Here is a 22,422-nt window from a genome sequence, read left to right on the forward strand (position 1 = left end):
CCGCACTGCCCTTGATCACCGCCAGAACCTTGTGACCGTTCCGCTCCGCATCCGACAGACGCTCCAGGAGCAGCAGGCCCACACCCTCCGACCATGTGGTGCCGTCCGCAGCGCCGGCGAAGGACTTGCAGCGGCCGTCCGGTGCCAGGCCGCGGTCCTGGCTGAAGCCGACGAAGGACACGGGTGTCGACATGACCGTTGCGCCGCCCGCGAGCGCGAGGTCGCACTCGCCCGACCGCAGGGCCTGCGCCGCCAGGTGGAGGGCCACCAGCGACGACGAGCACGCCGTATCCACCGTGACGGCCGGACCCTCCAGGCCGAGGACGTAGGCGATGCGGCCGGAGGCCACGCTGGCCAGGCCGCCGGTGCCGCTGTCGGCGGTGTAGTCGTGGTAGACCAGTCCGGCGAACACCCCGGTCCGGCTGCCCTTGAGGCTGGTGGGGTCGATCCCGGCCCGCTCGAAGGTCTCCCAGGCCACTTCGAGGAGCAGGCGCTGCTGCGGGTCGGTCTCGCGGGCCTCGCGCGGACTCATCTTGAAGAACTCGGCGTCGAAGAGCGCCGCATCGTGCAGGAAGCCGCCTTCGCGGCAGTAGGTCTTGTCCGGTGTGGCCGGCTCGGGGTCGTAGAGCTCGGCCGTGTTCCAGCCGCGGTTCTCGGGGAACAGCGAGACGACGTCCCGGTCCTCGGCCACCATCTCCCACAGGCCTTCGGGGGTCGTCACCCCGCCGGGCAGCCTGCAGCCCATGGCCACCACGGCTATCGGCTCATGCTGCCGGTCCTCGACCTGGCGCAGGCGTCGCTTCGTCTGCACCAGGTCCGCGGTCGCACGCTGAAGGTACGAGCGCAGCTTGTCGTCGTTCCCCATCTTCCCCTCGATCGATCTCGAAGCCGGTTGCATGAGCAGGCTGAACTGATGTCAGGAGATGCCGAGTTCGCTGTCGAGCACGTCGAACAGTTCGTCGTCCTCGACCGCCCCGAAGTCCACATCCGCCGCCCCTTCGGCGGCGCTTCCCGCTTGTGTCTCGCGCCACTTGTGGAGGAGTGCCTCCAGACGGGCGGTGACCTGAGCCGCGTGCCGGCCGTCGACACCGGTGGCACCGGTCGCACCGGTCGCACCGGTCGCACCGGTCGCACCGAGCACCGATTCCAGCCGCTCCAGTTCGGCGAGGACCGCCGGCACGCCGCCGTCCCGGCCGCCCGCCGCCTCCGCGTCGATCTCCTCGAAGAGGAGGCCGGCGACGGCGCGGGCGTTGGGGTAGTCGAAGGCCAGCGTCGCGGGAAGGACCACCCCGGTACGGGAGTTGAGTCCCTTCCGCAGCTCCACGGCCGCGAGGGAGTCGAATCCGAGCTCCTGGAACGCGCGGTCGGGCTCGATGCCGTCGGCGGAGGCGTGGCCTAGTACGGTCGCGACCTGTTCCTTGACCAAAGCGAGCAGCAGGCGCGCGCGTTCGTCGTCGGTGAGTCCCGCGAGCCGGCGGCGCAGTTCGTCGCCGCCGCCGAAGCCGGCCCGCCCCGGACCCCGGGCCGGGGTCCGGACGATCCCGGTCAGTACGTCGGGCAGTTCGTGTGCGGCGCGCAGGACCGCCCGGTCCAGCCGAAGGGGTACGAGTACCGCTTCGGTCGTCCCCAGGGCCCGGCTCACCGCGGCGAGTCCCTCGTGCGCCGCGAGCGGTTCGACGCCCTCGCGCCGTACGCGTTCCGCATAGCCGGCGTCGAGCGTGCCGCTGGTGTCCCACGGCCCGTACGCGAGGGAGACCGCGGGCAGGCCGCGTGCCCGCCGCTGCTGGGCCAGGGCGTCCAGGAACGCGGCGGAGGCGGCGGTGTTGGCCTGCCCGGTGCCCAGCAGCAGGCTCGCCGCGGACGATACGAGCAGGAAGACCTCAAGGTCGTGGCCCCGGGTGAGCTCGTGCAGGTTCCAGGCAGCCTCGGCCCTGCGGCGCAGGACGACGGCGAGCTGCTCACTGCTCATCGTGTCGATCAGGGCGTTCCGCTGCTCCTCTACCGCATGCACGACGCCGGTGAGGGGGTTCGCCTCCGGGACGGCCGCCAGCAGCCGGGAGAGCTGTTCACGGTCGCTCGCGTCGCAGTTCAGGACGGTGATCTCAGCGCCCAGGAGGCGCAGTTCGGCGATCCGCTCGGACGCCTCCTCCTCCGACTCCGCCTCCGACTCCACTTCCTCGGGGTTCCCCGTCAGCAGCAGGTGCCGTACGCCGTGGGCGGTCACGAGGTGCCGCGCGATCAGGGCGCCGGCACCGCGCGTACCGCCGGTGACCAGCACGGTGCCCTCGCCCGAGAGGCGGCGTCCGGCACCCGCGCTTCCGGCACCCGCGCTTCCCCCGTCCGTGCGCCCGCCTTCGGCGAACCGCTCCAAACGGGGGGCGAGAAGTGCCCCGCCGCGTACCGCCAGCTCGCTCTCGCCCGAACCGATCACGGCGTCGACGAGTCCGGCGTTCAGAGCCCCTCCGGTCCCGTCCGCCTGGCCTTCACCGTCGAGGTCCAGCAGGACGAACCGTCCCGGGTACTCGGCCTGCGCGGCACGTACGAGGCCCCGTACCGCGGCTTGAACGAGGTCGACCTCGGCCCCCGGCTCCGTCGCGACAGCGCGGCGCGTCGTCACGACGAGGGCCGAAGCGGCCGACGGGTCGCCGGTGCTCCAGGACCGCAGGAGGGCGCGCACCTGCTCGATGGCCGGAACGAGCCCGCCCGGCAGCGGCCCGGCCGCTTCCCGGGATGCCAGGACCACCGGCTCGGCGGTCGGCACCACACCCAGCTCGGTGATCTCGTGCAGTTCGTCGGCGCTGGTCACCGGGTGTGGCACGGTGGCGCCGTCGGCCGCGTCGTGGGTGACGGGTACGGGCGTCCAGACGAGCCGGTGGGTCGTGACGTCCCCGGCCCCGTCCCCCCGCAGTTCGGCGCTGCTCACGACCCGTGATTCCAGGGTCTCCGTGCTCATGACGATCCGGCCTGCGGTGTCGCTGAGGACGACGGACGCATCGCCGTCGTCGCTACGGGTGACACGTACGCGCAGGACGTCGGTGGAGGCGGCCGCGTACCGGGTCACCCCGTGCCAACCGGAGGAGAGGCGCGTCGGCCCCTCGCTCTCGACCAGTCGGGGCAGGAACGCCACGAGGTCGAGAAGTGCGGGGTGGGCCGTGTACCCGTCGCCGGAGATGGTCTCGGGCAGTGCGATCTCGGCGAGGAGTTCGTCACCGCTACGCCAGGCGGCGCGCAGGCCCCGCCATGCGCTGCCGGGGACGACTCCGGAGCGCTCCAGCCGCTCGTACAGTTCGTCAGGATCGACGGCGACGGCTCCCGCGGACGGCCACGTCGTCGTGTCGTCGGGTACGGCCTGCGGGGCGACAGGCGCCAGGGCGCCGACCGCGTGCCGCACCCAGACCGCGTCCGGCGCCTCGGCGCGGGAGTGCACGCGGACCGGCCGGACCCCGTCCTCGCGGGGATCGCCGACGACCACGCGCAGCACCCGCGCACCCTGCTCGGGCAGGACCAGGGGCTCCTGGAGTGCGAGCTCCTCCACCACGGGGCAGTCCACCTGCTGCCCTGCGTGGAGGGCGAGTTCCACGAAGCCGGCGAACGGGAAGAGGACGGCACCCAGTACGTCGTGGTCGGCGAGCCAGGGCTGCGCCTCCACCGACAGGCGGCCGGTGAACACGACGTCGTCGGTGTCGGGAAGATCCACCGCGGCACCGAGGAGGGGATGATCGGCCGCCCGCTGCCCGAGCGTCACGGGAGCCGCGCCCACCGCACCACTGGTCATCCAGTAGCGGTCGCGCTGGAAGGCGTACGTGGGCAGGTCGATCCGGGCCGGGGCGTGCTCGGCGTAGAACGCCTCCCAATCGACGGCTGTACCGGAGACATGGAGACCGGCCAGGGCGGCGAGAACGGACTCGGTCTCGTCCTTGTCCCCGCGCAGGCTCGGTACCACCACGGCGCGGGAGTCGTCCGGGAGGGACTGCTGGGTCAGCGCCGACAGAACCCCCTGCGGGCCGATCTCCAGGAAACGGGAGACCCCGGCGTCGGCAAGAGCGGTGACCGCGTCCGCGAAACGCACCGGACGCAGGACGTGCTCCACCCAGTACTCCGGGTCCTGCCAGGCGGCATCCGGGGCTCCGGTGACCGTGGAGACGGTCGACACCTTGGCCGGCTGGAAGTCCAAGGCTGCGACGACCTTGCGGAACGGCTCGATCATCGGCTGCATCAGCGGAGAGTGGAAAGCATGGCTGACCTCCAGCCAACGCACCCGACGACCCTCAGCCCGGAAACGCTCCTCCAACGGGGCAAGCGTTTCGCGGAGACCCGAAGCCAACACCGAACGCGGCCCGTTCACCGCAGCCAAACCCACATCCGCAAGCCCGGCCAGCGCCTCGACCAGCTCGTCCTCCGTGGCCTCGACCGCGAGCATCGCTCCGCCAGCCGGCAGGGCCTGCATCAGGCGACCACGCGCCGCCACGAGGGAGCACGCATCGGCCAGTGAGAGCACGCCGGCGATGTGCGCTGCGGCAATCTCACCGACCGAGTGGCCCGCCACAACATCAGGCAGAACACCCCACGACGCCCACAGCCGGGCCAGAGCCACCTGAAGCGCGAACACCGCAGGCTGCGAAACCCCCGTCCCCCACACCTCAGAACCCGACTCACCATCCAGCAGCAACGGGCCTACAGGCACGTCCAGTTGGGCATCGAGCAGCCCGCACACCTCGACCAGAGCCTCACGGAACACCGGGAACCGAGCCACAAGACCCGCACCCATACCCGACCGCTGCGAACCCTGACCCGAGAACGCGAACGCCAACCGGCCACCCGACCGCACCGCACCCACCACGACCGACGCGTCACCACGCCCCGCCGCCACCACCTCAAGCCCAGCAGCCAGTTCCTCGACATCCGCAGCCAGAACCACCGCACGGTGCTCAAAGCCCGCACGCGTCACCACCTGCGAGAACGCAACATCAGCAAGCCTCAGCGACACATCCGAAGCAACGTACTCACGAAGCCGCTCAGCCTGACCCCGCAGCGCCACCGCCGACTTCGCCGACACCACCACCGGCACCACACCCACGACCGGAGCATCCACCACACCAGCAGGAGCCTCGACCGCCGGCGGCTCCTCCACGATCACATGCGCGTTCGTCCCGCTCAGCCCGAACGACGACACACCCGCACGACGCGGACGCTCACCCTTCGGCCAGGAACGAGCCTCGGTCAGCAGCCGTACGCTCCCGGCCGACCAGTCCACCTTCGGCGACGCCTCCTCGGAGTGCAGCGTCTTCGGCAGCACCCCGTTCCGTATCGCCATGACCATCTTGATGATCCCGCCGACGCCCGCCGCCGCCTGGGCGTGGCCGATGTTCGACTTGAAGGAGCCCAGCCACAGCGGGTCGGCCGCGGTGCGCTCCGTGCCGTAGGTGTCGACCAGCGCCTGTGCCTCGATCGGGTCGCCCAGCGTCGTGCCGGTGCCGTGGCCCTCCACCGCGTCGATGTCGGCGGCCGTCAGGCGGGCGTTGGACAGGGCCTGCTTGATCACGCGCTGCTGCGCGGGGCCGTTGGGTGCGGAGAAGCCGCTGGAGGCGCCGTCCTGGTTGACCGCACTGCCCTTGATGATCGCCAGCACCGGGTGCCCGTTGCGTTCGGCGTCCGAGAGGCGCTCCAGGAGCAGGACGCCAGCGCCCTCGGAGCAGCCGACGCCGTCGGCGTGGGCGCCGAAGGACTTGCAGCGGCCGTCCGGGGCCATGCCCCGCTGGCCGCTGAAGAAGACGAACATGTCCGGGTTGGCCATCACCGTCACCCCGCCCGCGAAGGCGAGGGTGCAGTCGCCGCGCCTCAGCGCCTGGGCGGCGAGGTGCACGGCGACGAGGGACGAGGAGCACGCCGTGTCGAGGGAGACCGAGGGGCCTTCCAGACCGAGGGTGTAGGACACGCGGCCCGAGACGAGGCTGCCCGCGTCGGTGCTGCCGGGTTCGTTGCCCATGGCGTAGTCGTGGTACATCACGCCGGCGAACACACCCGTCCGGCTGCCCTTGAGCGTGGCCGGGTCGATGCCGGCCCGCTCGCACGCCTCCCACGAGGTCTCCAGGAGGAGCCGCTGCTGCGGGTCCATGGCGAGTGCTTCCTTGGGGCTGATCCCGAAGAAGGCGGGGTCGAAGTCGGCGGCCCCGTGCAGGAATCCGCCTTCGCGGGTCGTGGACTTGCCGGGCTTGCCGGGCTCCGGGTCGTAGAGGCCGCCCACGTCCCAGCCGCGGTTGGTCGGGAACGCGGACACCGCGTCCACCCCGTGGTCCACCAGCCGCCACAGGTCCTCGGGCGACTCGACGCCGCCCGGGTAGCGACAGGCCATGCCGACGACGACGATGGCCTCGTCATCGGGTTTGCGTGCCGCTTCAGCGAGGCACCGCCGCGCTTCGCGCAGGTCGGCGAGGGTCCGCTTGAGATACGCCATCAGCTTTTCTTCGTTGTTCACCGAGGCCGTCTCCCTGTGTCCGGTGGTGAAGGACGGTGCGTCCTTCCGGGGTGGTGCGGTCCGTGCTGGTGGGTCAGGCCCGGGTTGCCGGGCCGGCGGGGCTTTCGAGCCCCTTGAGGAGCGGTCCGAACTCCGGGAACTGGGCGATCGCCGCGTCCCCGGTCAGCTGCGGGGCTCGCGGGCCGCGGATGAGGGCGCCCATCATGGAGGGGCGCATCATCTCGGTGGGCGGGGCCGTCAGGTCGGTCATCCGGAAGGTGAGGTCGGCGAGGACCTGGTTCTCCAGTGCGGTGCGGGTCCAGCGCTTGGTCATGGCGTGGGAGAAGCCCAGGCCCCGGAGCTTGACGTTGGTCTCCACGTCGGGGAAGCCGCTGTCGTTGGTCACCGCCATCTGCCAGGACGGGGTGATGAGCTTGCCGATGGCCTTCTGCACCTTGCCGGTGAACCCGGGGGTGATGCCGGTGGTCCGCAGTTGCGTACGCAGGGCCAGCGCGCCCAGGGCCGCCAGGGACATGCCGGTGGCGTAGTTGGGGCTGAGGACGCAGACGGCGTCGCCGATGGCCACGTACCCGTCGGGGACGGGGAGCTTCTCGAAGTAGCGGCGCCGGTTGGCGAGGGCGCGGGCGGAGCGGATGGGGCCGATGGGGGTGGCCTGGGAGAGGAGTTCCGCGATGACGGGGTGGCGCAGCTTCCGGGCGTAGTCCAGGAAGCCTTCCTCGTCGTTGGGCGGGTGTGCTCCGCGGGTGCCCATGAGGGCGACGATCCAGCGGCCGTCCTCGTTGGGGACGAGTGCGGCGCCCCGGCCGGGTCGGCCCGAGCCGGATTCGGTCTGGATGAGTACGCCGGGCATGTCCGCGGTGGCCTGGAGGGGAGCGGTGTACCAGCGCCCCGCGTAGGCGAGGCCCGCGTCGAGGTGTTCCTCGGCTAGGTCGGCCAGTCCGAGGTCGGCCAGCCACTGCGGGGACTTGGACCTGCTGCCGGTGGCGTCGACGACGAGGTCGGCCTCGATGGTCCGCTCCTCGCCGCCGGTGGCCGCTTCCACCCGGACGCCGGTGACCTTGGTGGCGCTGCCGGTCAGTCCGGTGACGCGGGTCCCTTCGAGGACGCTGATCCGCTTGGCCTTCAGCGCCTGGGCGCGCACGGTGTGGTCGATGAGGTCGCGGCTGCACACGATGACGTGCGCCTCGGTGGGGAAGCGGCGGAACCAGCCCTGCGCGGTGAGGGTGAGGATCTCCTGGCCGATCAGCCGCCGGTGGGCGCCGGCCGCCAGGAGGCGGTCGATGGTGCCGGGGAGAATGGCGTCGATGGCCTGGGCGCCGCCGCGCATGAGCATGTGGTTCTGGTAGGCCTGGGGAAGGCCCTTGCGGTGCTCGGGTCCGTCGGGGAACCGGTCGCCCTCGATGAGGGTGACCCGGTCGGCGTGGCGCGTGAGGGCGACGGCCGCGAGCATGCCTGCCATGCCCCCGCCGAGTACGACTGCATGCGTCATGCGGCTTCGCCCGCTTCCAGGGCGCGGCGGCCGGCTTCGCGGCCGAGGGCCTCGAAGGTGTGCGGGATGTCGCGGCGCATTCCCTTGAGGAAGAAGAGCCGGAAGAACGGCACGAAGCCGCCGTGGAGTTCGACGTCGCGCGTGATACCGACCTGGTCGTGGCCGACCTGCTCGAACCGGGTGGTGATGAGCATCTTGCCCATGGGCATGGGCGATTCGGTGGAGTACGACCGCTCGTGGTCCACGGCCGTGACGCTGAACGGGCCCTTCTGGTTGCCCGGGGTGCCGTGGAGCTTGGTCCAGCCGGCGCTGCCCGGGGCGAACGGGCCGTCGAAGCCGCAGTCCGCCAGGTGGGGGTCCCAGTCGGCCCAGGTGCCCGCGTCGGTGGCGGTCTCCCAGACGGCGCCGAGCTCGCCGGTGATGGTGACGGACTCGCTGAACTTCAGTTGCATGGAAACCCCCTGGGGTCCGAGATGTACGAGGTACCGGGGTGCGAGGTACCGGGGTGTGGGGTGGGGCCGTACGGGCCGGCAGACCTGCCGGCCCGCCGGCCTGCCCGTGTGCCGTGCTCGCCTGCCTGCTCGCGGTTCAGGCGGCCGGGCCGCCGGCAGGGGGGCCGAACGCCTCCATGTCGGTGGCGATGATGTAGTCCGAGACGTCGGTGGTGTCCCGCTCGATCCGGCCGAGGGCCTTGTCGATGGCGGCGGAGAGCCGTTCGTCCTTGGCCTCGTCGGCGGCGGCGCGGCGGTCGGCGAACTCCGGCATGACCTCGGCTGCGAAGAGTTCCAGGGAATCGACGATGTGCTCGTGCCGGGTGTTGCCGATCTGCGCCTGGAAGATGATCTGGTCGACGCCGGCTTCCTCGTACTGGCGGATCATGCTCCGCAGCTTCTCGGGGGTGCCGATGGCACGGCGCAGGGACTCGACGCGCTCGGCCATCTCCGGCGGCAGGTTGTCCGCGTAGCCCTCGCGGACCTGCTCGAAGGCGCTGCCCAGGTCGGTGGTGCCGGGGCGGTGCTGGCCGAAGGCGTAGAAGTGGCCGAAGGCGTGGGCGAAGAAGTGCGCGCCGTCCAGGCCGCGGTCCTCGGCCGTCTGCTGGTCCTCGTGGCACAGGAAGGGCATGACGATGGCGAAGTTGGGGTTGACCGCGCGGCCCACCGGCACGCACTCCTCGGAGGCGATGATGCGGTAGTACTCGTCGGCCCACTCCTTGGCCTCGTCCACGGAGATGAAGGCGATGGTGAGCGCGCCCATGCCGAGGCGGGCGGCGGTCTTGATGGTCTCGGCGTTGCTGCACGCCAGCCACAGCGGCGGGTGCGGCTTCTGGAGCGGCTTGGGGACGACGTTGCGCGGCGGCACGTCGATCCAGGTGCCCTTGTGGCCGGTGAACGGCTCGTCGGCGAGCATCCGGGTGACGACGCCGATGGCCTCGCGCCACTGCTCGCGCTTGGTCTCGCGGTCCACGCCGAAACCGCCGAGTTCGAGCTGGGTGCTGCCCTGGCCGGAACCGAAGTCGACGCGGCCGCCGGAGATGAGGTCCAGGGTGGCGAGGCGTTCGGCGACGCGCGCCGGGTGGTTGACGGACGGCGGCAGGGAGACGATGCCGTGGGCGAGGCGGATGCGCTCGGTGCGGGCCGCGGCGGCGGCGAGGAAGACCTCGGGGGCGCTGCCGTGGGAGTACTCCTCCAGGAAGTGGTGCTCCGTGGCCCAGACGTAGTCGTAACCCAGCCGGTCGGCGGATTCGATCTGCTGCAGCGATTCCCTGAGGACCCGCTCCTCGCTGTTCTGCGTCCAGGGCCGCGGTACTTGGTGATGGTAGAGCAGACCGAAACGCATGACGGGTCCCCTTCACTTCGCAATCATTCGTGAACGACGGCCACAGTAATCCGGCCGTCTTGAGGCGGGTCCCCTAGCACACCCCTAACCTCCCTTAGGACGTTTAGCGAGTTCCGCGTCGAGTTCGCCCGTGCGCAAGTGCCGGGGCATTAGGGGGCCTGCGGAGTCTCTTCGGACTCCGGACCGCGATAGGAAGTGAGCACAGCACGGCGGATCGGTTTCTGCCGTTTACCGATCGAAAACCGGAGGATCGTAATGGGGCGTGTGGACGGCAAGGTCGTGGTGATCACGGGGGCCGGGCGCGGGCAGGGTCGCAGCCACGCAGTTCGGCTGGCCGAGGAGGGGGCGGACATCATCGCCCTCGACGTGTGCCGGGACAACGAGATCGCCGAGTACCCGATGGCGAGCGCCGAGGACCTGCGGGAGACGGCCCGGCTGGTGGAGAAGACGGGCCGCCGGGTGGTCGCCGTACAAGCCGACGTACGGGACCCGGCCGCCCTGGAGTCCGCGATCGCGGAGGGTGTGGGGCAGCTGGGCCGGCTGGACGCGGTGGTGGCCAACGCGGGTATCAGCCCGGTCGGTGGCGAGCGGCCGCTGCGGGCCTTCGCGGACACGGTCGACGTGAACCTGACCGGGGTGCTCAACACGGTGCACGCCGCGCTGCCGCACCTGGGTGACGGTTCGTCGGTGGTCGTGATCGGGTCGGCGGCGGGGCTGCTGTTCGGTCACGGGCAGCCGGGTCCGATGGGGCCGGGCGGTACCGGGTACGCGTTCTCCAAGCAGACGCTGGTGCAGTACGTGAACTGGTTCGCGCCGTTCCTGGCGCCGAGCGGGCGGCGCATCAACGCCGTCCACCCGGCGAACGTGGACACGGACATGATCCGCAACGAGGCGATGTACAAGATCTTCCGTCCTGACCTGGAGCACCCGACCTTCGAGGACGCGGTGCCCGGGTTCACGCAGGTGCAGGCGATGCCGATTCCGTTCGTGGACCCGGTGGACGTCTCCCACGCGGTGGTGTACCTGGTCTCGGACGAGTCCCGTTACGTGACCGGGCTGCATCTGAAGGTGGACGGCGGAGCGCTGGTCAACGCCGGCAAGTGAGGACGGGCGCCCGCACGGTGCGGGCGCCCGGGTACGGGGACGGCCGCCGCGGGGATGACCCGCGGCGGCCGTCTTTGGCGTGCCGCACGAAAGGGGTGTGCGGCACGGGGCACGGGCCGCGACGCCGCGACGGGGGATTCCGCAGCGGTGCGCCCCGTGGGCTGGGGGTGCTGTGGTGTCAGAGGCGCTGGAGGACGAAGTCGTTCGCCGTGCCTCCGCCGAACAGCACGTCGGCGCGCCCGCTGACCACGTAACCGCCGTACGGGGTCAGCGCGATGTCGGTGGGTATCGGCACGGGCCAGGCGGTCCGGCGGACGGAGACGGTGCCGGTCCAGCGGGCGTTGGCCGGCCGGATCTCGACACAGGCCTCCTGTCCCGCGGCGACGGCCAGGTGGTTGCAGACCGCCAGCAGGGAGCCGTTCGCGCGCAGCGCGATGCCGTCGCTGCCGATGATCGGGGAGTCCAGCGGGACGGCGGAGATGGCTGCGGGATCGTGCAGCGGGATCTTCAGGAGGCGGCCTTCGGTGTAGTGGTTGGCGAGGAGGAATCCCCCGGGGTGGAGGGAGTCCGCGTAAGCGGTGATCTGCCGCGGACGGGCGGGGTGGTCCGCGGCGTCGGCCGGGGACGGGAGAGCTGAGGCAGCGGCCGCGCCGAGCGTGATGGCGAGGGCCTGCCGTCGGCCGACGGGAGACTGAGGCACGGTGGTTGTCCTCTTCTGAGCGTGGAAGCAGGAAGGGCCGTAAACATGCCGTGCTGTCGTTCTCCGTGCTGTGCCTGGGGACCGAGCCGGGCCCGAATCGGACCCGACCCGACCGGACCGGACCGGTCTATGGGTGACCGGTCACCAGGTGATGGGGAGTTCGCCCGCCACGCCGTGGACGAGGGTCTGGCTCTTGAACCGGATGTCCTCGAACGGCACCGCGAGCTTCAGGTCCGGTATGCGGGCGAGCAGGCTACCGAACACGACCTCCAGCTCCACGCGCACCAGGTTGGCGCCGGGGCACTGGTGGATGCCGTGGCCGAAGGCGGAGTGGCCGCGGGCGTCGCGGTGGATGTCGAAGGCGTCGGGGTCCGCGAAGACGGACTCGTCGCGGTTGGCGGAGCCGGTGAGGGCGATCACGCCCTCACCCTTGCGGAGCACCCGGCCGCCGATCTCGATGTCCTCGGTGAGCGCACGGGCGGGGCTGGAGTCGGCGATGGCCAGGTAGCGCAGGAGTTCCTCGACCGCGCCGGGAAGCAGTTCCGGGTTCGCGCGGAGCTCGGCGAGCTGCTCGGGGTGCTGGAGCAGCACCAGGATGCCCAACGCGATCATGTTGGAGGTGGTGTCGAAGCCGCCGAAGAGGAGGTTCTTGGCCAGGCCCGCGATGTCGCTGCTGGTGAGGGTCTGCTCGGTGCGGTTCTTCAGGGCGATGCGGCCGAGGAGGTCGTCGGCGGGGTCCTTTTCCTTGTCTGCGACCAAGCGGTTGAGGTAGACCTCCAGCTCCTGCTGGGCCGACATCATCTCCTGCGGGTCGACGTCGCTGCGGACGAGGGTCTCGGCACAGCGGCGGAAGAAGTCGCTGTCCTCCGTGGGCACCCCCATGAGCTCGCAGAAGATCAGGGCGGGGACGGGGAAGGCGATGGCCTCGATGAGGTCCACGGGGCCGCCGGAGGCGAGCATGGCGTCGATGTGGTGGTCGACGATCTCCTGGATGCGGGGCCGCAGGGCCTGGGCGCGCCGGGCGGTCAGCTCGGGTACGAGCATCCGGCGGCGGGAGCCGTGCTCCGGCGGGTCCATGCCGACGAGGGGCAGCTCGATCTCCTGGAGGATCTCGTCGGGGACGGGCACCTGGAGCGGGTAGGCCGCGGCCTTCCAGTTGGAGCTGGTGGTGGTGTCGCCGAGGAGCTGACGGACGTCCTCGTGGCGGGAGAGCAGCCAGACCTCCTTGCCGTTCCAGCTCAGCCGGGCCTTGGCGACGGGCTCCTCGGCGCGCAGGCGCGCGTACTCCGGGGGCGGGCTGAACGGGCACGTCCGGGCCATCGGGAAATCGTGCGGCTCGCCGTTCGCGGCGCCGCCGGCCGCGTCGGCCGTAGCGGAGCTGGTGGTGTCGACCACGTCGGTCATTCGGATGTCACCTTTTCTTGGATAGCGGGGAATTCGGTGCCCCGTCGCACTGGAATCGAAATACCGTCATGGGTTGCCGCCGATGGGCATCCGGTGATGACGAGGAACTGTGACGTGAATGTGGTCACGTGGTGCGAACCTACTCCGAGCCGTTTTCCTGTCAGCCCCTATCGCCCCCTATCGGCGCTGCCTGGGGATTCCCCCTCCGGGAGTTCCGTCGTCCTCCTCCAGGAGCCCCCGCGCACACATTTCACCCACCCACAGCTCCAGGTCCGCGAGGGCGTTGGCCTCGTCGACTTCCCAGACGCCGGCCAGGGTGCGCGCCGCGGCGACACTGTCGCCGTTGCACTGCCGCAAGGCGATCCACATGACGGTGTCGTTGGTGTTGCCCCGGTAGGTCCGAGCTCCTTCCGCGCGGCTGAGGACCAGCCGGCCCTGGCCGTCCAATCCCACAGTCACGCCACCCCTCGGCCGAACGCGCACGGCTCCCCTTCGTCGGACGCGCGGCAACCGTGGCTCCCGCACCACGGAGGACCGCCTCATACAGTTGTCTCTTACGTACGTCCGTTTAGCTAGGGGTCTCGGCCCCCAGATCGCGAATCTTTCTGAACACTTGACCCTGGGCGCGTGCGCGCGGCCCCGACTGCGGGGCCGCGCTGCGGCTTTCGCGTGTCCCGCCCCGGCGGGCCGGGTCAGGCGGCCACCGCGACCGCCTCGACCGCCGGGGTGCGCAGGACGCGTACCGTCGTCGCCAGCGTGGTGACCAGGGTCGCGACCGTGGCGATGGCCACGATGCCGAGCCAGATCCCCGGGCCCTGGTCGGGCAGGAAGGAGTCGGTCTTGGCCGCGTTGAAGGGCAGGATGCCCGCGATGCCGGCCACGGTCCCGAAGAACACTCCGAGCACCGTCAGCACCAGTCCCTCGGCGACGACCATCTTCAGTACCTGGCTGGGGGTGGCACCGGCCAGCCGCTGCTGGCCGAACTCCCGGCCGCGGTCGGAGGTCGCCGCGTACAGGCTGTTGACCAGCATGACGCAGGCGAAGGCCACGATGATGCCGACGATCACGAAGTTCATGGTCTCCACGTTCTTGTCGGAGACCGACTGGAGCGCGCCCGAGGCCTTCAGTGCGTCGTTGCCGATCGCCTGCATGTAGAGCGTGGCCGTCGCCATCCCCGTGAAGATCACGAGCGGCAGGAGCACACCGGCCTGCTGGGCTGCACGCTGGCGCATGTTGTGCGCCGTCAGGTAGCCGCTGGCGCCGCCGAACTTGACCAGTAGCCCCTCGATACGGTCCATCAGACTCCGCAGCACCAGCGGCGCGAGGACGGCGAGGCCGACCGCGATGACGATGGCCCCGTAGACCGCGGGTGCCATCACCGAGGGGTCGTTCGGGTCGAAGGCGAAGGTCAGGCAGACGCCCACCGTGCCGAGCACGACCGCCCCGGAGCCGATGAGGGCGCGCGTCCGGTTCCGGGAGGCCGTGGGAAGTCCGGCGGCCTGCCGGGTGGCCCGGCGCACCGCGAGGAACGCGGCCCCGATGGAGGCCAGGAGGGTGGTGTCGACGCCCGACAGCAGAGCGACGATGCCGAAGGAGTAGTCCACCTGCTGGGCGACCTGCCCGGAGTCCTTGAACATGTCCAGCAGCATCCGGCCGCCGATCATCGCGGGCCCGATGGCGAGCAGCGCCCCGATCACCGCCACGACGGCCGACTCGCCGACGACCATCCACCGGACCTGGGCCGGGGTCGCCCCGGTGCTGCGCAGCAGGGAGATCTCCGCGCTGCGCTGCCGTACGTTCACGGTCATCGTGGAGGCGACCGCGAAGAAGACCAGCAGGGTGCCGTAGCCGCCGACCACGCCGGCGACCAGGCCGAGCGACTCGGCGCTGACGTCGTCGACGCCCTTGGCGCCGGCCGTGTCGTGCATGGAGTTGAACGTCATGATGATGGTGGCGCCGAGGAAGGCCGACAGCAGGGTGGCGACGAGCCGCCCCGGCCGGAACCTGATGGAGCGCAGGGCCAGTGCGAACATGACTCAGACCTCCCGCATCTGAGCGTGGACCGGGTCACCGATGTGCGCCAGCCGGTCGGCCACCGCGTCCACCGTCGGGCCGACCATGCGGCCGACGACCCGGCCGTCCGCGAGGAACAGCACGGAGTCGGCGTACGAGGCGGCGACGGGGTCGTGCGTCACCATGACCACGGTCCGGCCGTGGACGTTGACGGCCTCCTGGAGGAGGAAGAGGATCTCCCGCGCACTGCGGGTGTCCAGGGCGCCGGTCGGCTCGTCCGCGAAGATCACTCGGGGCTCGGCGACGAGCGCGCGGGCAATGGCCACACGCTGGCGCTGGCCACCGGAGAGCTGGTCGGGCCGGTGTGCAAGACGCCCGCCCAGGCCGACCCGCTCCAGGGTCTCCCGGGCCAGCTTCTCGTCGACCCGACGGCCGGCGAGCTTCAGCGGGAGGATGGTGTTCTGCAGGACGTTGAGCGTGGGCAGCAGGTTGTACTGCTGGAAGATGAAGCCGATGCGCTGCCGGCGGAACTTGGTCAGCGCCGCCTCGGTGCCGCCCGTCATCTCCTCGCCGTCCACCATGATGACGCCCTTGTCCGGGCGGTCCAGGCCCGCCGCGCACTGCAGCAGGGTGGACTTGCCGGAGCCGGACGGGCCCATGACGGCGGTGAAGCTGCCGGTCGGCAGGCTCACACTCACGTCGTTCAGTGCGGTCACCGCATTGTCCGCGGCCCCGTAGACCTTGGTGACCCCGACCAGACGCAGGGCCTCGGCACTGCTGCCGCGCTCGGTCGTGCCTGTACGTCGCGCCATTGCGTTCCCTCCATTGAAAAGCTGTCTTCGCCTCGTGAACAAGAATCCCGGCCGCCCGGCCGAGGCGCATTGGGCGTACCACCCGAGTGGCAGGTGTCCCTAGGTACACCCCCTAAGGGGAGACCCCAACTCGTCTTCCGACCTGCGGAGTTACCGGGTTCACTGGGGTTGGTTCCCGTGCTTGCGCTGGGGCAGGGGGGCGTGTTTGGACGCCAGTGCGGACAGCGCGTCGATGAGCCGCGCCCGGGTGTCCGCCGGGTCGATCACATCGTCGACCAGACCGCGTTCGGCCGCGTAGTACGGGTGCATCAGCTCTTCCCGGTATTCCTTCACCAGCCGGGCCCGCGTCTCCTGCGGATCGTCGGCCGCGGCGATCTGGCGCCGGAAGATGACGTCCGCGGCGCCCTCGGCACCCATCACGGCGATCTCGTTGGTGGGCCAGGCCAGCGACACGTCGGTGCCGATCGGCCGCGAGTCCATCACGATGTAGGCGCCGCCGTAGGCCTTGCGCAGGATCACCTGCACCCGGGGCACGGTGGCGTTGCAGTACGCGTACAGCAGCTTGGCGCCGTGCCGGATGACACCGCCGTGCTCCTGCTCCACTCCCGGCAGGAATCCCGGTACGTCGACCAGGGTGACCAGCGGAATGCTGAAGGCGTCGCAGAACTGCACGAACCGGGCCGCCTTCTCGGAGGCACTGATGTTCAGTACGCCCGCCAGCGCCGCCGGCTGGTTCGCGACGAGGCCGACCACCCGGCCGCCGAGGCGGGCCAGCGCGCAGATCACGTTCGGCGCCCACGCCTCGTGCACTTCGAGGTACTCGCCGTGGTCGACGATCTCCCCGATCACCTCGCCCATGTCGTAGGAGCGGTTGGGCTCCGCGGGCACCAGGTCGCGCAGCCGCTCGGTCCGCCGGTCGACGGGGTCGTCGGCGGGCCCGGCGGGCGGCAGCTCCCGGTTGTTGGACGGCAGCAGGGAGAGCAGGTAGCGCACGTCGGCCAGGCAGGTCTCCTCGTCGTCGTAGGCGAAGGAGACCAGTCCGGAGCGGGTCGCGTGGGCATCGGCGCCGCCGAGGTCGTCGGCGCTGATCCGCTCCCCGGTGACGGCCTGCACCACGTCCGGCCCGGTGAGGAACATCTGGGCGGTGCCGCGGACCATGAAGACGAAGTCGGTGAGCGCGGGAGAGTACGCCGCCCCTCCCGCGCAGGGGCCCATGATGACGCTGATCTGCGGGATCACCCCGGAGCTGCGCACGTTGCGCTGAAAGATGCCGCCGTAGCCGGCCAGCGCCGTCACGCCTTCCTGGATGCGTGCGCCCGCCCCGTCGCACAGCCCCACCAAGGGGGCTCCGGCGGAGTCGGCCAGGTCCATCAGCTTGGTGATCTTCTGGGCGTGGGCCTCGCCGAGCGCCCCGCCGAAGATCCGGAAGTCGTGGGCATAGACGAAGACCCGGCGGCCGTCGACCAGGCCCCACCCGGTGACCACCCCGTCGGTGTGGGGGCGTTTGAGTTCCAGGCCGAAGCCGGTGGCCCGATGCCTGCGGAACGCCTCGATCTCGGTGAAGGTCCCCGGGTCGAGGAGCAGGTCGATGCGCTCCCTGGCGGTGAGCTTGCCCTTGGCGTGCTGGGCCGCCGTGGCCCGCGGGTCAGGGCCCTGGAGAAGCCTTTCGCGCAGCTCCTTCAGTTCCGCCAGCCGGTTTGCGGCGCCGGGTGTACGGGGCTGCGGCGCGGGCTGCCGCCGGGGTTCGGCGGCGGGGGCGGGCGGCACCGCGATCTGCGGCTCCTCCTCGACTGCGGTCATGAATGGCACGGCGCCCGCATCGGGTGCGGGCGCCGCTTCCTCCCTTCGGGCATCACGTGCGGGTTGCGCGGGGCGCACCCCCATCGGCGCGCGCGGGCGTACCGGGGGCCGCGGTGGCCCCCGGTACGGGCGCGGTGTCAGGGCGTGGGGGTGAAGCCCGCGAGGGGGCTGATGTCGCAGGCGCGGGCCGGACCGGCGCCGGCCGGGGTGCGGCCGAGCGGCACCAGCACCGGACCGGCGGGCCGTCGGGCGGCGGGCCGGGTCCGGGAGTGGTCGCGGTCGGGCCGGGGCACGGAACCGGCCCTCACCCCGGCCAGCGCCCGCTCGCCGTGGCCCTGGACGCATTCCGGGTCGGGGCCGTCCAGCGGCAGCCCGGTGAAGAACTTGGCCGCCATGCAGCCGCCGCGGCAGCTGTCGTACGCGGAGCAGGAGCCGCAGGCTCCGGCGCCCTGGGGTTCGCGCAGGCTCGCGAACAGGGGCGACTCCCGCCAGACCGTGCCGAAGCCGCCGGGGTCCAGGACGTTGCCGGCCTTGAAGGCGTCGTGGAGCGCGAAGGGGCAGGCGTAGACGTCGCCGACCGGGTCGATCAGGCAGACGACGCGGCCCGCGCCGCACAGGTTCAGTCCGGGCAGCGGGGTCGATCCCAGCGGGTTGAGGTGGAAGAAGGAGTCCCCGGTCAGCACTCCCTCGCCGTGGGCCGTCAGCCATTCGTACAGCAGGCGCTGCTGGTCCGCCGTCGGATGCAGCTCGTCCCAGCTGTCCGCGCCCCGCCCGGCGGGCCGCAGCCGGGTGATCCGCAGCTGCGCCCCGTACTCCTGGGCGAGCGCCGCGAACTCGTCGAGCTGCGGAATGTTGTGACGGGTCATCACCACGCTGAGTTTGAAGCCCTCGACGCCCGCGTCGCGCAGGTTGCGCATCGCGGTGACGGCGGTCCCGTGGGAACCGGGGCCGCGCACCGCGTCGTTGACCTCGGCGGTGGCCCCGTCCAGGGAGATCTGCACGTCGACGTAGTCGCGGCCGGCGACCCAGGCGGCGCGCTGCGGGGTGAGCCGCACCCCGTTGGTGGAGAACTTGACCCCGACGCCCCGGTCCGTGGCGTAGTCGACGAGCTCCCAGAAGTCGGGGCGCACGGTGGGCTCACCGCCGCCGATGTTCACGTAGAACACCTGCATGCGCTGGAGTTCGTCGATCACCTCCCGGCACTGGGCCGTGGTCAGTTCGCGCGGGTCCCTGCGGCCCGACGAGGACAGGCAGTGCACACACGCCAGGTTGCAGGCGTACGTGAGCTCCCAGGTCAGGCAGATCGGTGCGGTCAGTCCGCTCTCGAAGTGGTCGACGAGCTTCATCGGTGCTGCTCCCCTGCTGCTGGGCGATGCGCCTGCCGCGCTCAGCGCGGTTCGATGGTCCCCGTGGCGGCGAGCCCGGCCAGCGCCCCGAGGTGTGCGGTGTATTCGGCTTCGGGCACGCCCGCGGCACTCAGGGCCGCGTGGACGTCCGGGTGCTCGTGCAGGGCCCGTACGGCCGCCACGAGGACCGGGGACTTCAGGAAGGTCAGGCGCCGGGTCCCGTAGTGGTACGCCAGCGCGCCGAAGGGTTCGGGCCGCAGCGCGACCTGTGGTGAGCATCGGTACGGCATACCGGGATCGAACACCGGATCTCCTCTGCGCTCGACGGCACCGGCAGTCGCCATCCTGGGCGACGCGGGTGGCATACGGCCCCCTGAAAGACCCCTGCCCGGCCCCTATCGTGGGGGCCGGGCAGGGGTCTGACGGATGCGCCGGACCCCGTTCTCCGGGCGGGGTCGGGTCGGCAGGTCGGTGCAGGTGAGGCTGGGTCAGGTCAGGTGGACTTCGGCCTCCACGGCCGTCTCGGGGACGTCGAACACGGCGAGGCCCGCCGGGAGGTCGGTGCGGCCGTTCACCCCGAGCTTGCGGTAGACGCGGGTGAGGTGTTGCTCGACCGTGGAGACGGTGATGTACAGCCGTCTTCCGATGGCGCGGTTGGTGTGCCCCAGCGCCGCCAGCATGGCCACCTTGCGTTCGGCCCGGCTCAAGTCGGGCGTCTGGTCGGTCTCGAAGACCGGTTCGGGCTGCAACAGGAGCTCGTCGGCCGACCGGCCGCGGCGCCGCACGAAGGTGGCGGCCGGCGCCCGGCAGGCCTTGGTCTCCTGGGCGGCCCGGCGCGAGGTCTCCCGGGCCCGTTCGAACTCGCCGAGCTCCTGGTAGACCTCGCTGAGTTCGGCCAGGGTCCGGGCGTGCTCGAACCGGTCGCCGGCGGTCTCCAGCAGGCCGACCGCGTCGACCAGCAGGCCCTGGCGCTGGGAGAGCTCGCTGCATCCGGCCAGTACGCGCATGGCGCGCCCCCGCGTCGCGGCGTCGCCCGGCTTGCTGCACTCCAGTTCCTGGCGGGCCAGCTGCCGGGCCATGCGGCGACGGCCCAGCCTCAGATTGGCCTCGGCCAGATCGGTGCGCACCGGCATCAGTACGTTCAGGTCGAGGTTCCACTGACGTTGGAGCTCGGCGCAGGTCTCAAAGTCGTTGAGCGAGGCCAGCACCTGTTCCGTGGCCAGGTGGTACGCGCCCCGGGCGTGCAGGTAGCGCAGCCCGAGCACGGTGCTGAACAGCCCGTCCGGCAGTACGTGCCGCAGGGCGCGGGCGGCGACCCCGTGCCGCCCCATGGCGGTGTTGCCCCGGACCAGGACGGCGAGGGGGTAGCCGATGAGCACGCCCCAGTTCTGCGCGGGCAGGGTGGCGAGCGCCGTGTCGGCGTGGCTGATCGCGGTGGCCAGCTCACCGCGCCGCAGGGCGATGTCGGCACGCACCACTCCGAGCAGGGCCTGCCAGGTGGGGGCGCCGCGGCGGGCGGCTTCCTCGATGAGCTCGTCGCACAGGGCGGCGGCCTTCTCGGCCTTGGAGCCCTGGCCGAGGGCGAGCAGGGCGGTGGCGAGGACTTCGAGGCTGTTGTCGCTGAGCGCACAGCTCTGCAGGATGTGCTCGGCGCTGGCGACGGTGGCTTCGGTGCTGCCCTGGGTCCAGGCGTCAGCGAGGGCGCTCGCCGCCCGGGTCCAGGGGTCCTCGCCCAGGGGGGTCTCGGGGCCCGTGCCGGTGAGGTCGAGCTGGGCGGAGGGTCCGTAGAACCACAGGGTGGCGAGCCGTACGACGGCCCGGGTGGTCAGGTCGGGCTGGCTGTCGGGGTCGCGGAGCAGGGTCAGCCCCTGTTCGACGACCGCGGTCTCGCCCTGCCACATGGCCTGCCGGATGAGGGTGACCATTTCGGCCGCGGCCAGCCTGCCGTCCCGCATGGCCTGCCGGAGCGGTCCGGAGTGGACCATGGCGGCCGAGGGGTTGAAGCGCCAGTTGGCGCGTACGAGGGCCTCGATGATGGCGGCCCGCTCCTGCTCGCCGGTTTCGGCGCTCAGGGCGAGTTCCAGGTAGCGGACGGCGAGCGGTGCCTTGTCCTCGGCCAGTGCCTTCTCGCCGGCTTCCCGCAGGACTCCCGCCGACCAGGCTCCCGCGGAGCGGTCGGCGGCGGCCAGGTGGCCGGCGATGACATCGCTGGACACGCCGCGCTCGTAGAGGAGTTCGGCGATCTGCAGGCGCAGCCGGGTGTGCTCGTCGACGGGCAGGCTGGCGAGGACGGCCGCCTCGGCGGCCCGGCTGCGCAGCCTGCCGGCCGAGATCAGGCCGGCGTCGGTGAGGATGTCCATGGCCTGGGTGACGCTTCGGCTCTCCATGCCCAGGACGCGGGCCACGATGGACGGGGCCGTCTCGTCCCCGAGGAGGACCAGGCACTGGGCCACCCTCAGCAGGTTCGTGTCCCACGCGTGCAGACAGGACATGAGGGCCCGGGCGAAGGCGGGTCCGCTCGGCGGTTCCTCGCCGAGTTCTCCGCCGAACTCCCCGTCGAGGTCTGCGTTGGCCTCGGCGAAGCCGTCGCGGCGGTCCTCGATCAGAGCCTTCAGCAGTACGGAGTTCCCGCCGCTGGCCAGGTGGTAGGCACGGGCGAGGTGGTGGGGCACGGGCCCGCCCAGGGCGGTGCCGAGGACCTCGGCGACCCGCTCCGCGGAGAGGGGTGCCAGATGGATGCGGTGGTGTGGGAGCCTGGTCAACTCCGCCGAGAACGCGGGGAGCACGTCGTGCGGCCGTTCCCATTCGCTGAGGACGACCAGGATGCGGGCGCTCTCCATGCGGCGCTGCAGCCACAGGAGGAAGTTCAGGGAGGTGTAGTCGGCGAACTGGATGTCGTCCACCGCGATGACCAGCGGCTGCCTGCGGGCCAGTTCGAGCAGGATGCCGGCTAACCGGCGCAGTAACTGCGCCTCTTCCCTTCGCACGCCCGAGGCCTGGCCGTCCGCGGCGTCGGCCGACTCCCGGAAGGTGTCGGCCGCCATCACCTTGTCCATCTGGTCCGCTATGTCCTGCGGCAGTCCGGTGCTGTACACCAGTTGCTCTATCACTCCCCCGCGCAGCATCTGCTCCGCGCGCGACCCGCTGGCGCGCATGACCATGGCGCCGGAGTCCGCTGCCAGCCTGGAGACCTCGCGCAGGAGGTCGGTCTTGCCGACCCCCAGCCCTCCGTTCACCAGGACGAGGCGGCCGTTGCCGTCCTCGCTCTCCCCGTACAGACGCCTTAGTAGCTCGACTTCCCCACACTGGATAGCCGTCATTGACGGTTTCCCCTCCACCGGTAACGAACGTGATCGTCCCGTACCGCTCTTCGCGCCCACGGCGCGGTCCCCGTCTGGGTCGGGGGTCGGCAGCTGAGTACGATCCGAGATGTGAATTTCCGA

At 71.3% G+C, this 22,422-nt stretch carries 15 protein-coding genes; 1 reads left to right on the plus strand and 14 read right to left on the minus strand.

Annotated elements, in window-relative coordinates; translation table 11 throughout:
* The 5 genes from ABZY57_RS20865 to ABZY57_RS20885 all read right to left on the minus strand — a co-directional run.
* Positions 1-865, minus strand: an 865-nt coding sequence (locus tag ABZY57_RS20865; protein ID WP_356513996.1) for a beta-ketoacyl synthase N-terminal-like domain-containing protein, incomplete at its 3' end; no start/stop codon positions are given.
* 51 nt (positions 866-916) lie between these two features.
* On the minus strand, positions 917-6,475 hold the full coding sequence (locus tag ABZY57_RS20870; protein ID WP_356513998.1) for a beta-ketoacyl synthase N-terminal-like domain-containing protein: 5,559 nt from the start codon (positions 6,473-6,475) through the stop codon (positions 917-919).
* Positions 6,476-6,548: 73 nt separating this feature from the next.
* Positions 6,549-7,964, minus strand: coding sequence for an FAD-binding protein (locus tag ABZY57_RS20875; RefSeq protein ID WP_356514000.1), 1,416 nt, complete (start codon positions 7,962-7,964; stop codon positions 6,549-6,551).
* Complete coding sequence (locus ABZY57_RS20880) at positions 7,961-8,416, minus strand: SRPBCC family protein (RefSeq protein WP_356514002.1); 456 nt, start codon at positions 8,414-8,416, stop codon at positions 7,961-7,963. Before ABZY57_RS20880 ends, ABZY57_RS20875 begins: the two co-directional genes overlap by 4 nt.
* Positions 8,417-8,552: 136 nt before the next feature.
* A complete protein-coding gene (locus ABZY57_RS20885) occupies positions 8,553-9,800 on the minus strand; it encodes an LLM class flavin-dependent oxidoreductase (RefSeq protein ID WP_356514004.1) in 1,248 nt (415 codons plus the stop codon).
* 255 nt (positions 9,801-10,055) lie between these two features.
* On the opposite strand from ABZY57_RS20885, the gene ABZY57_RS20890 reads away from it, so the two are divergent.
* Positions 10,056-10,904: a mycofactocin-coupled SDR family oxidoreductase gene (locus tag ABZY57_RS20890; protein ID WP_356514006.1), complete on the plus strand. Its 849-nt coding sequence runs from the start codon at positions 10,056-10,058 to the stop codon at positions 10,902-10,904.
* A gap of 178 nt (positions 10,905-11,082) precedes the next feature.
* On the opposite strand, the gene ABZY57_RS20895 is transcribed toward ABZY57_RS20890, so the two are convergent.
* From ABZY57_RS20895 to ABZY57_RS20935, 9 genes are all read right to left on the minus strand, one after another.
* Positions 11,083-11,604 (minus strand): hypothetical protein, encoded by a 522-nt coding sequence (locus ABZY57_RS20895; RefSeq protein WP_356514008.1) that lies wholly within the window; start codon positions 11,602-11,604, stop codon positions 11,083-11,085.
* 141 nt (positions 11,605-11,745) lie between these two features.
* Entirely contained in the window at positions 11,746-13,008 is a 1,263-nt protein-coding gene (locus ABZY57_RS20900) for a cytochrome P450 (protein ID WP_356514010.1), read from the minus strand.
* A gap of 177 nt (positions 13,009-13,185) precedes the next feature.
* Entirely contained in the window at positions 13,186-13,467 is a 282-nt protein-coding gene (locus ABZY57_RS20905) for a PqqD family protein (protein WP_356514012.1), read from the minus strand.
* A 233-nt stretch (positions 13,468-13,700) separates the two neighbouring features.
* Entirely contained in the window at positions 13,701-15,041 is a 1,341-nt protein-coding gene (locus tag ABZY57_RS20910) for an FtsX-like permease family protein (protein WP_356514014.1), read from the minus strand.
* A gap of 3 nt (positions 15,042-15,044) precedes the next feature.
* Positions 15,045-15,833 (minus strand): ABC transporter ATP-binding protein, encoded by a 789-nt coding sequence (locus ABZY57_RS20915; protein WP_356514016.1) that lies wholly within the window; start codon positions 15,831-15,833, stop codon positions 15,045-15,047.
* Between the two features lie 159 nt (positions 15,834-15,992).
* Positions 15,993-17,633, minus strand: coding sequence for an acyl-CoA carboxylase subunit beta (locus ABZY57_RS20920; protein ID WP_356514018.1), 1,641 nt, complete (start codon positions 17,631-17,633; stop codon positions 15,993-15,995).
* Positions 17,634-17,770: 137 nt separating this feature from the next.
* Positions 17,771-18,979 (minus strand): mycofactocin radical SAM maturase, encoded by a 1,209-nt coding sequence (gene mftC, locus ABZY57_RS20925; protein WP_356514020.1) that lies wholly within the window; start codon positions 18,977-18,979, stop codon positions 17,771-17,773.
* A gap of 41 nt (positions 18,980-19,020) precedes the next feature.
* Complete coding sequence (mftB, locus tag ABZY57_RS20930; protein ID WP_356514022.1) at positions 19,021-19,284, minus strand: mycofactocin biosynthesis chaperone MftB; 264 nt, start codon at positions 19,282-19,284, stop codon at positions 19,021-19,023.
* Between the two features lie 183 nt (positions 19,285-19,467).
* Complete coding sequence (locus ABZY57_RS20935; RefSeq protein WP_356514024.1) at positions 19,468-22,299, minus strand: AAA family ATPase; 2,832 nt, start codon at positions 22,297-22,299, stop codon at positions 19,468-19,470.
* Positions 22,300-22,422: the final 123 nt, after the last annotated feature.

Source organism: Streptomyces sp. NPDC006450 (assembly GCF_040612195.1).
In the GTDB taxonomy this organism is placed as follows: Bacteria; Actinomycetota; Actinomycetes; order Streptomycetales; family Streptomycetaceae; genus Streptomyces.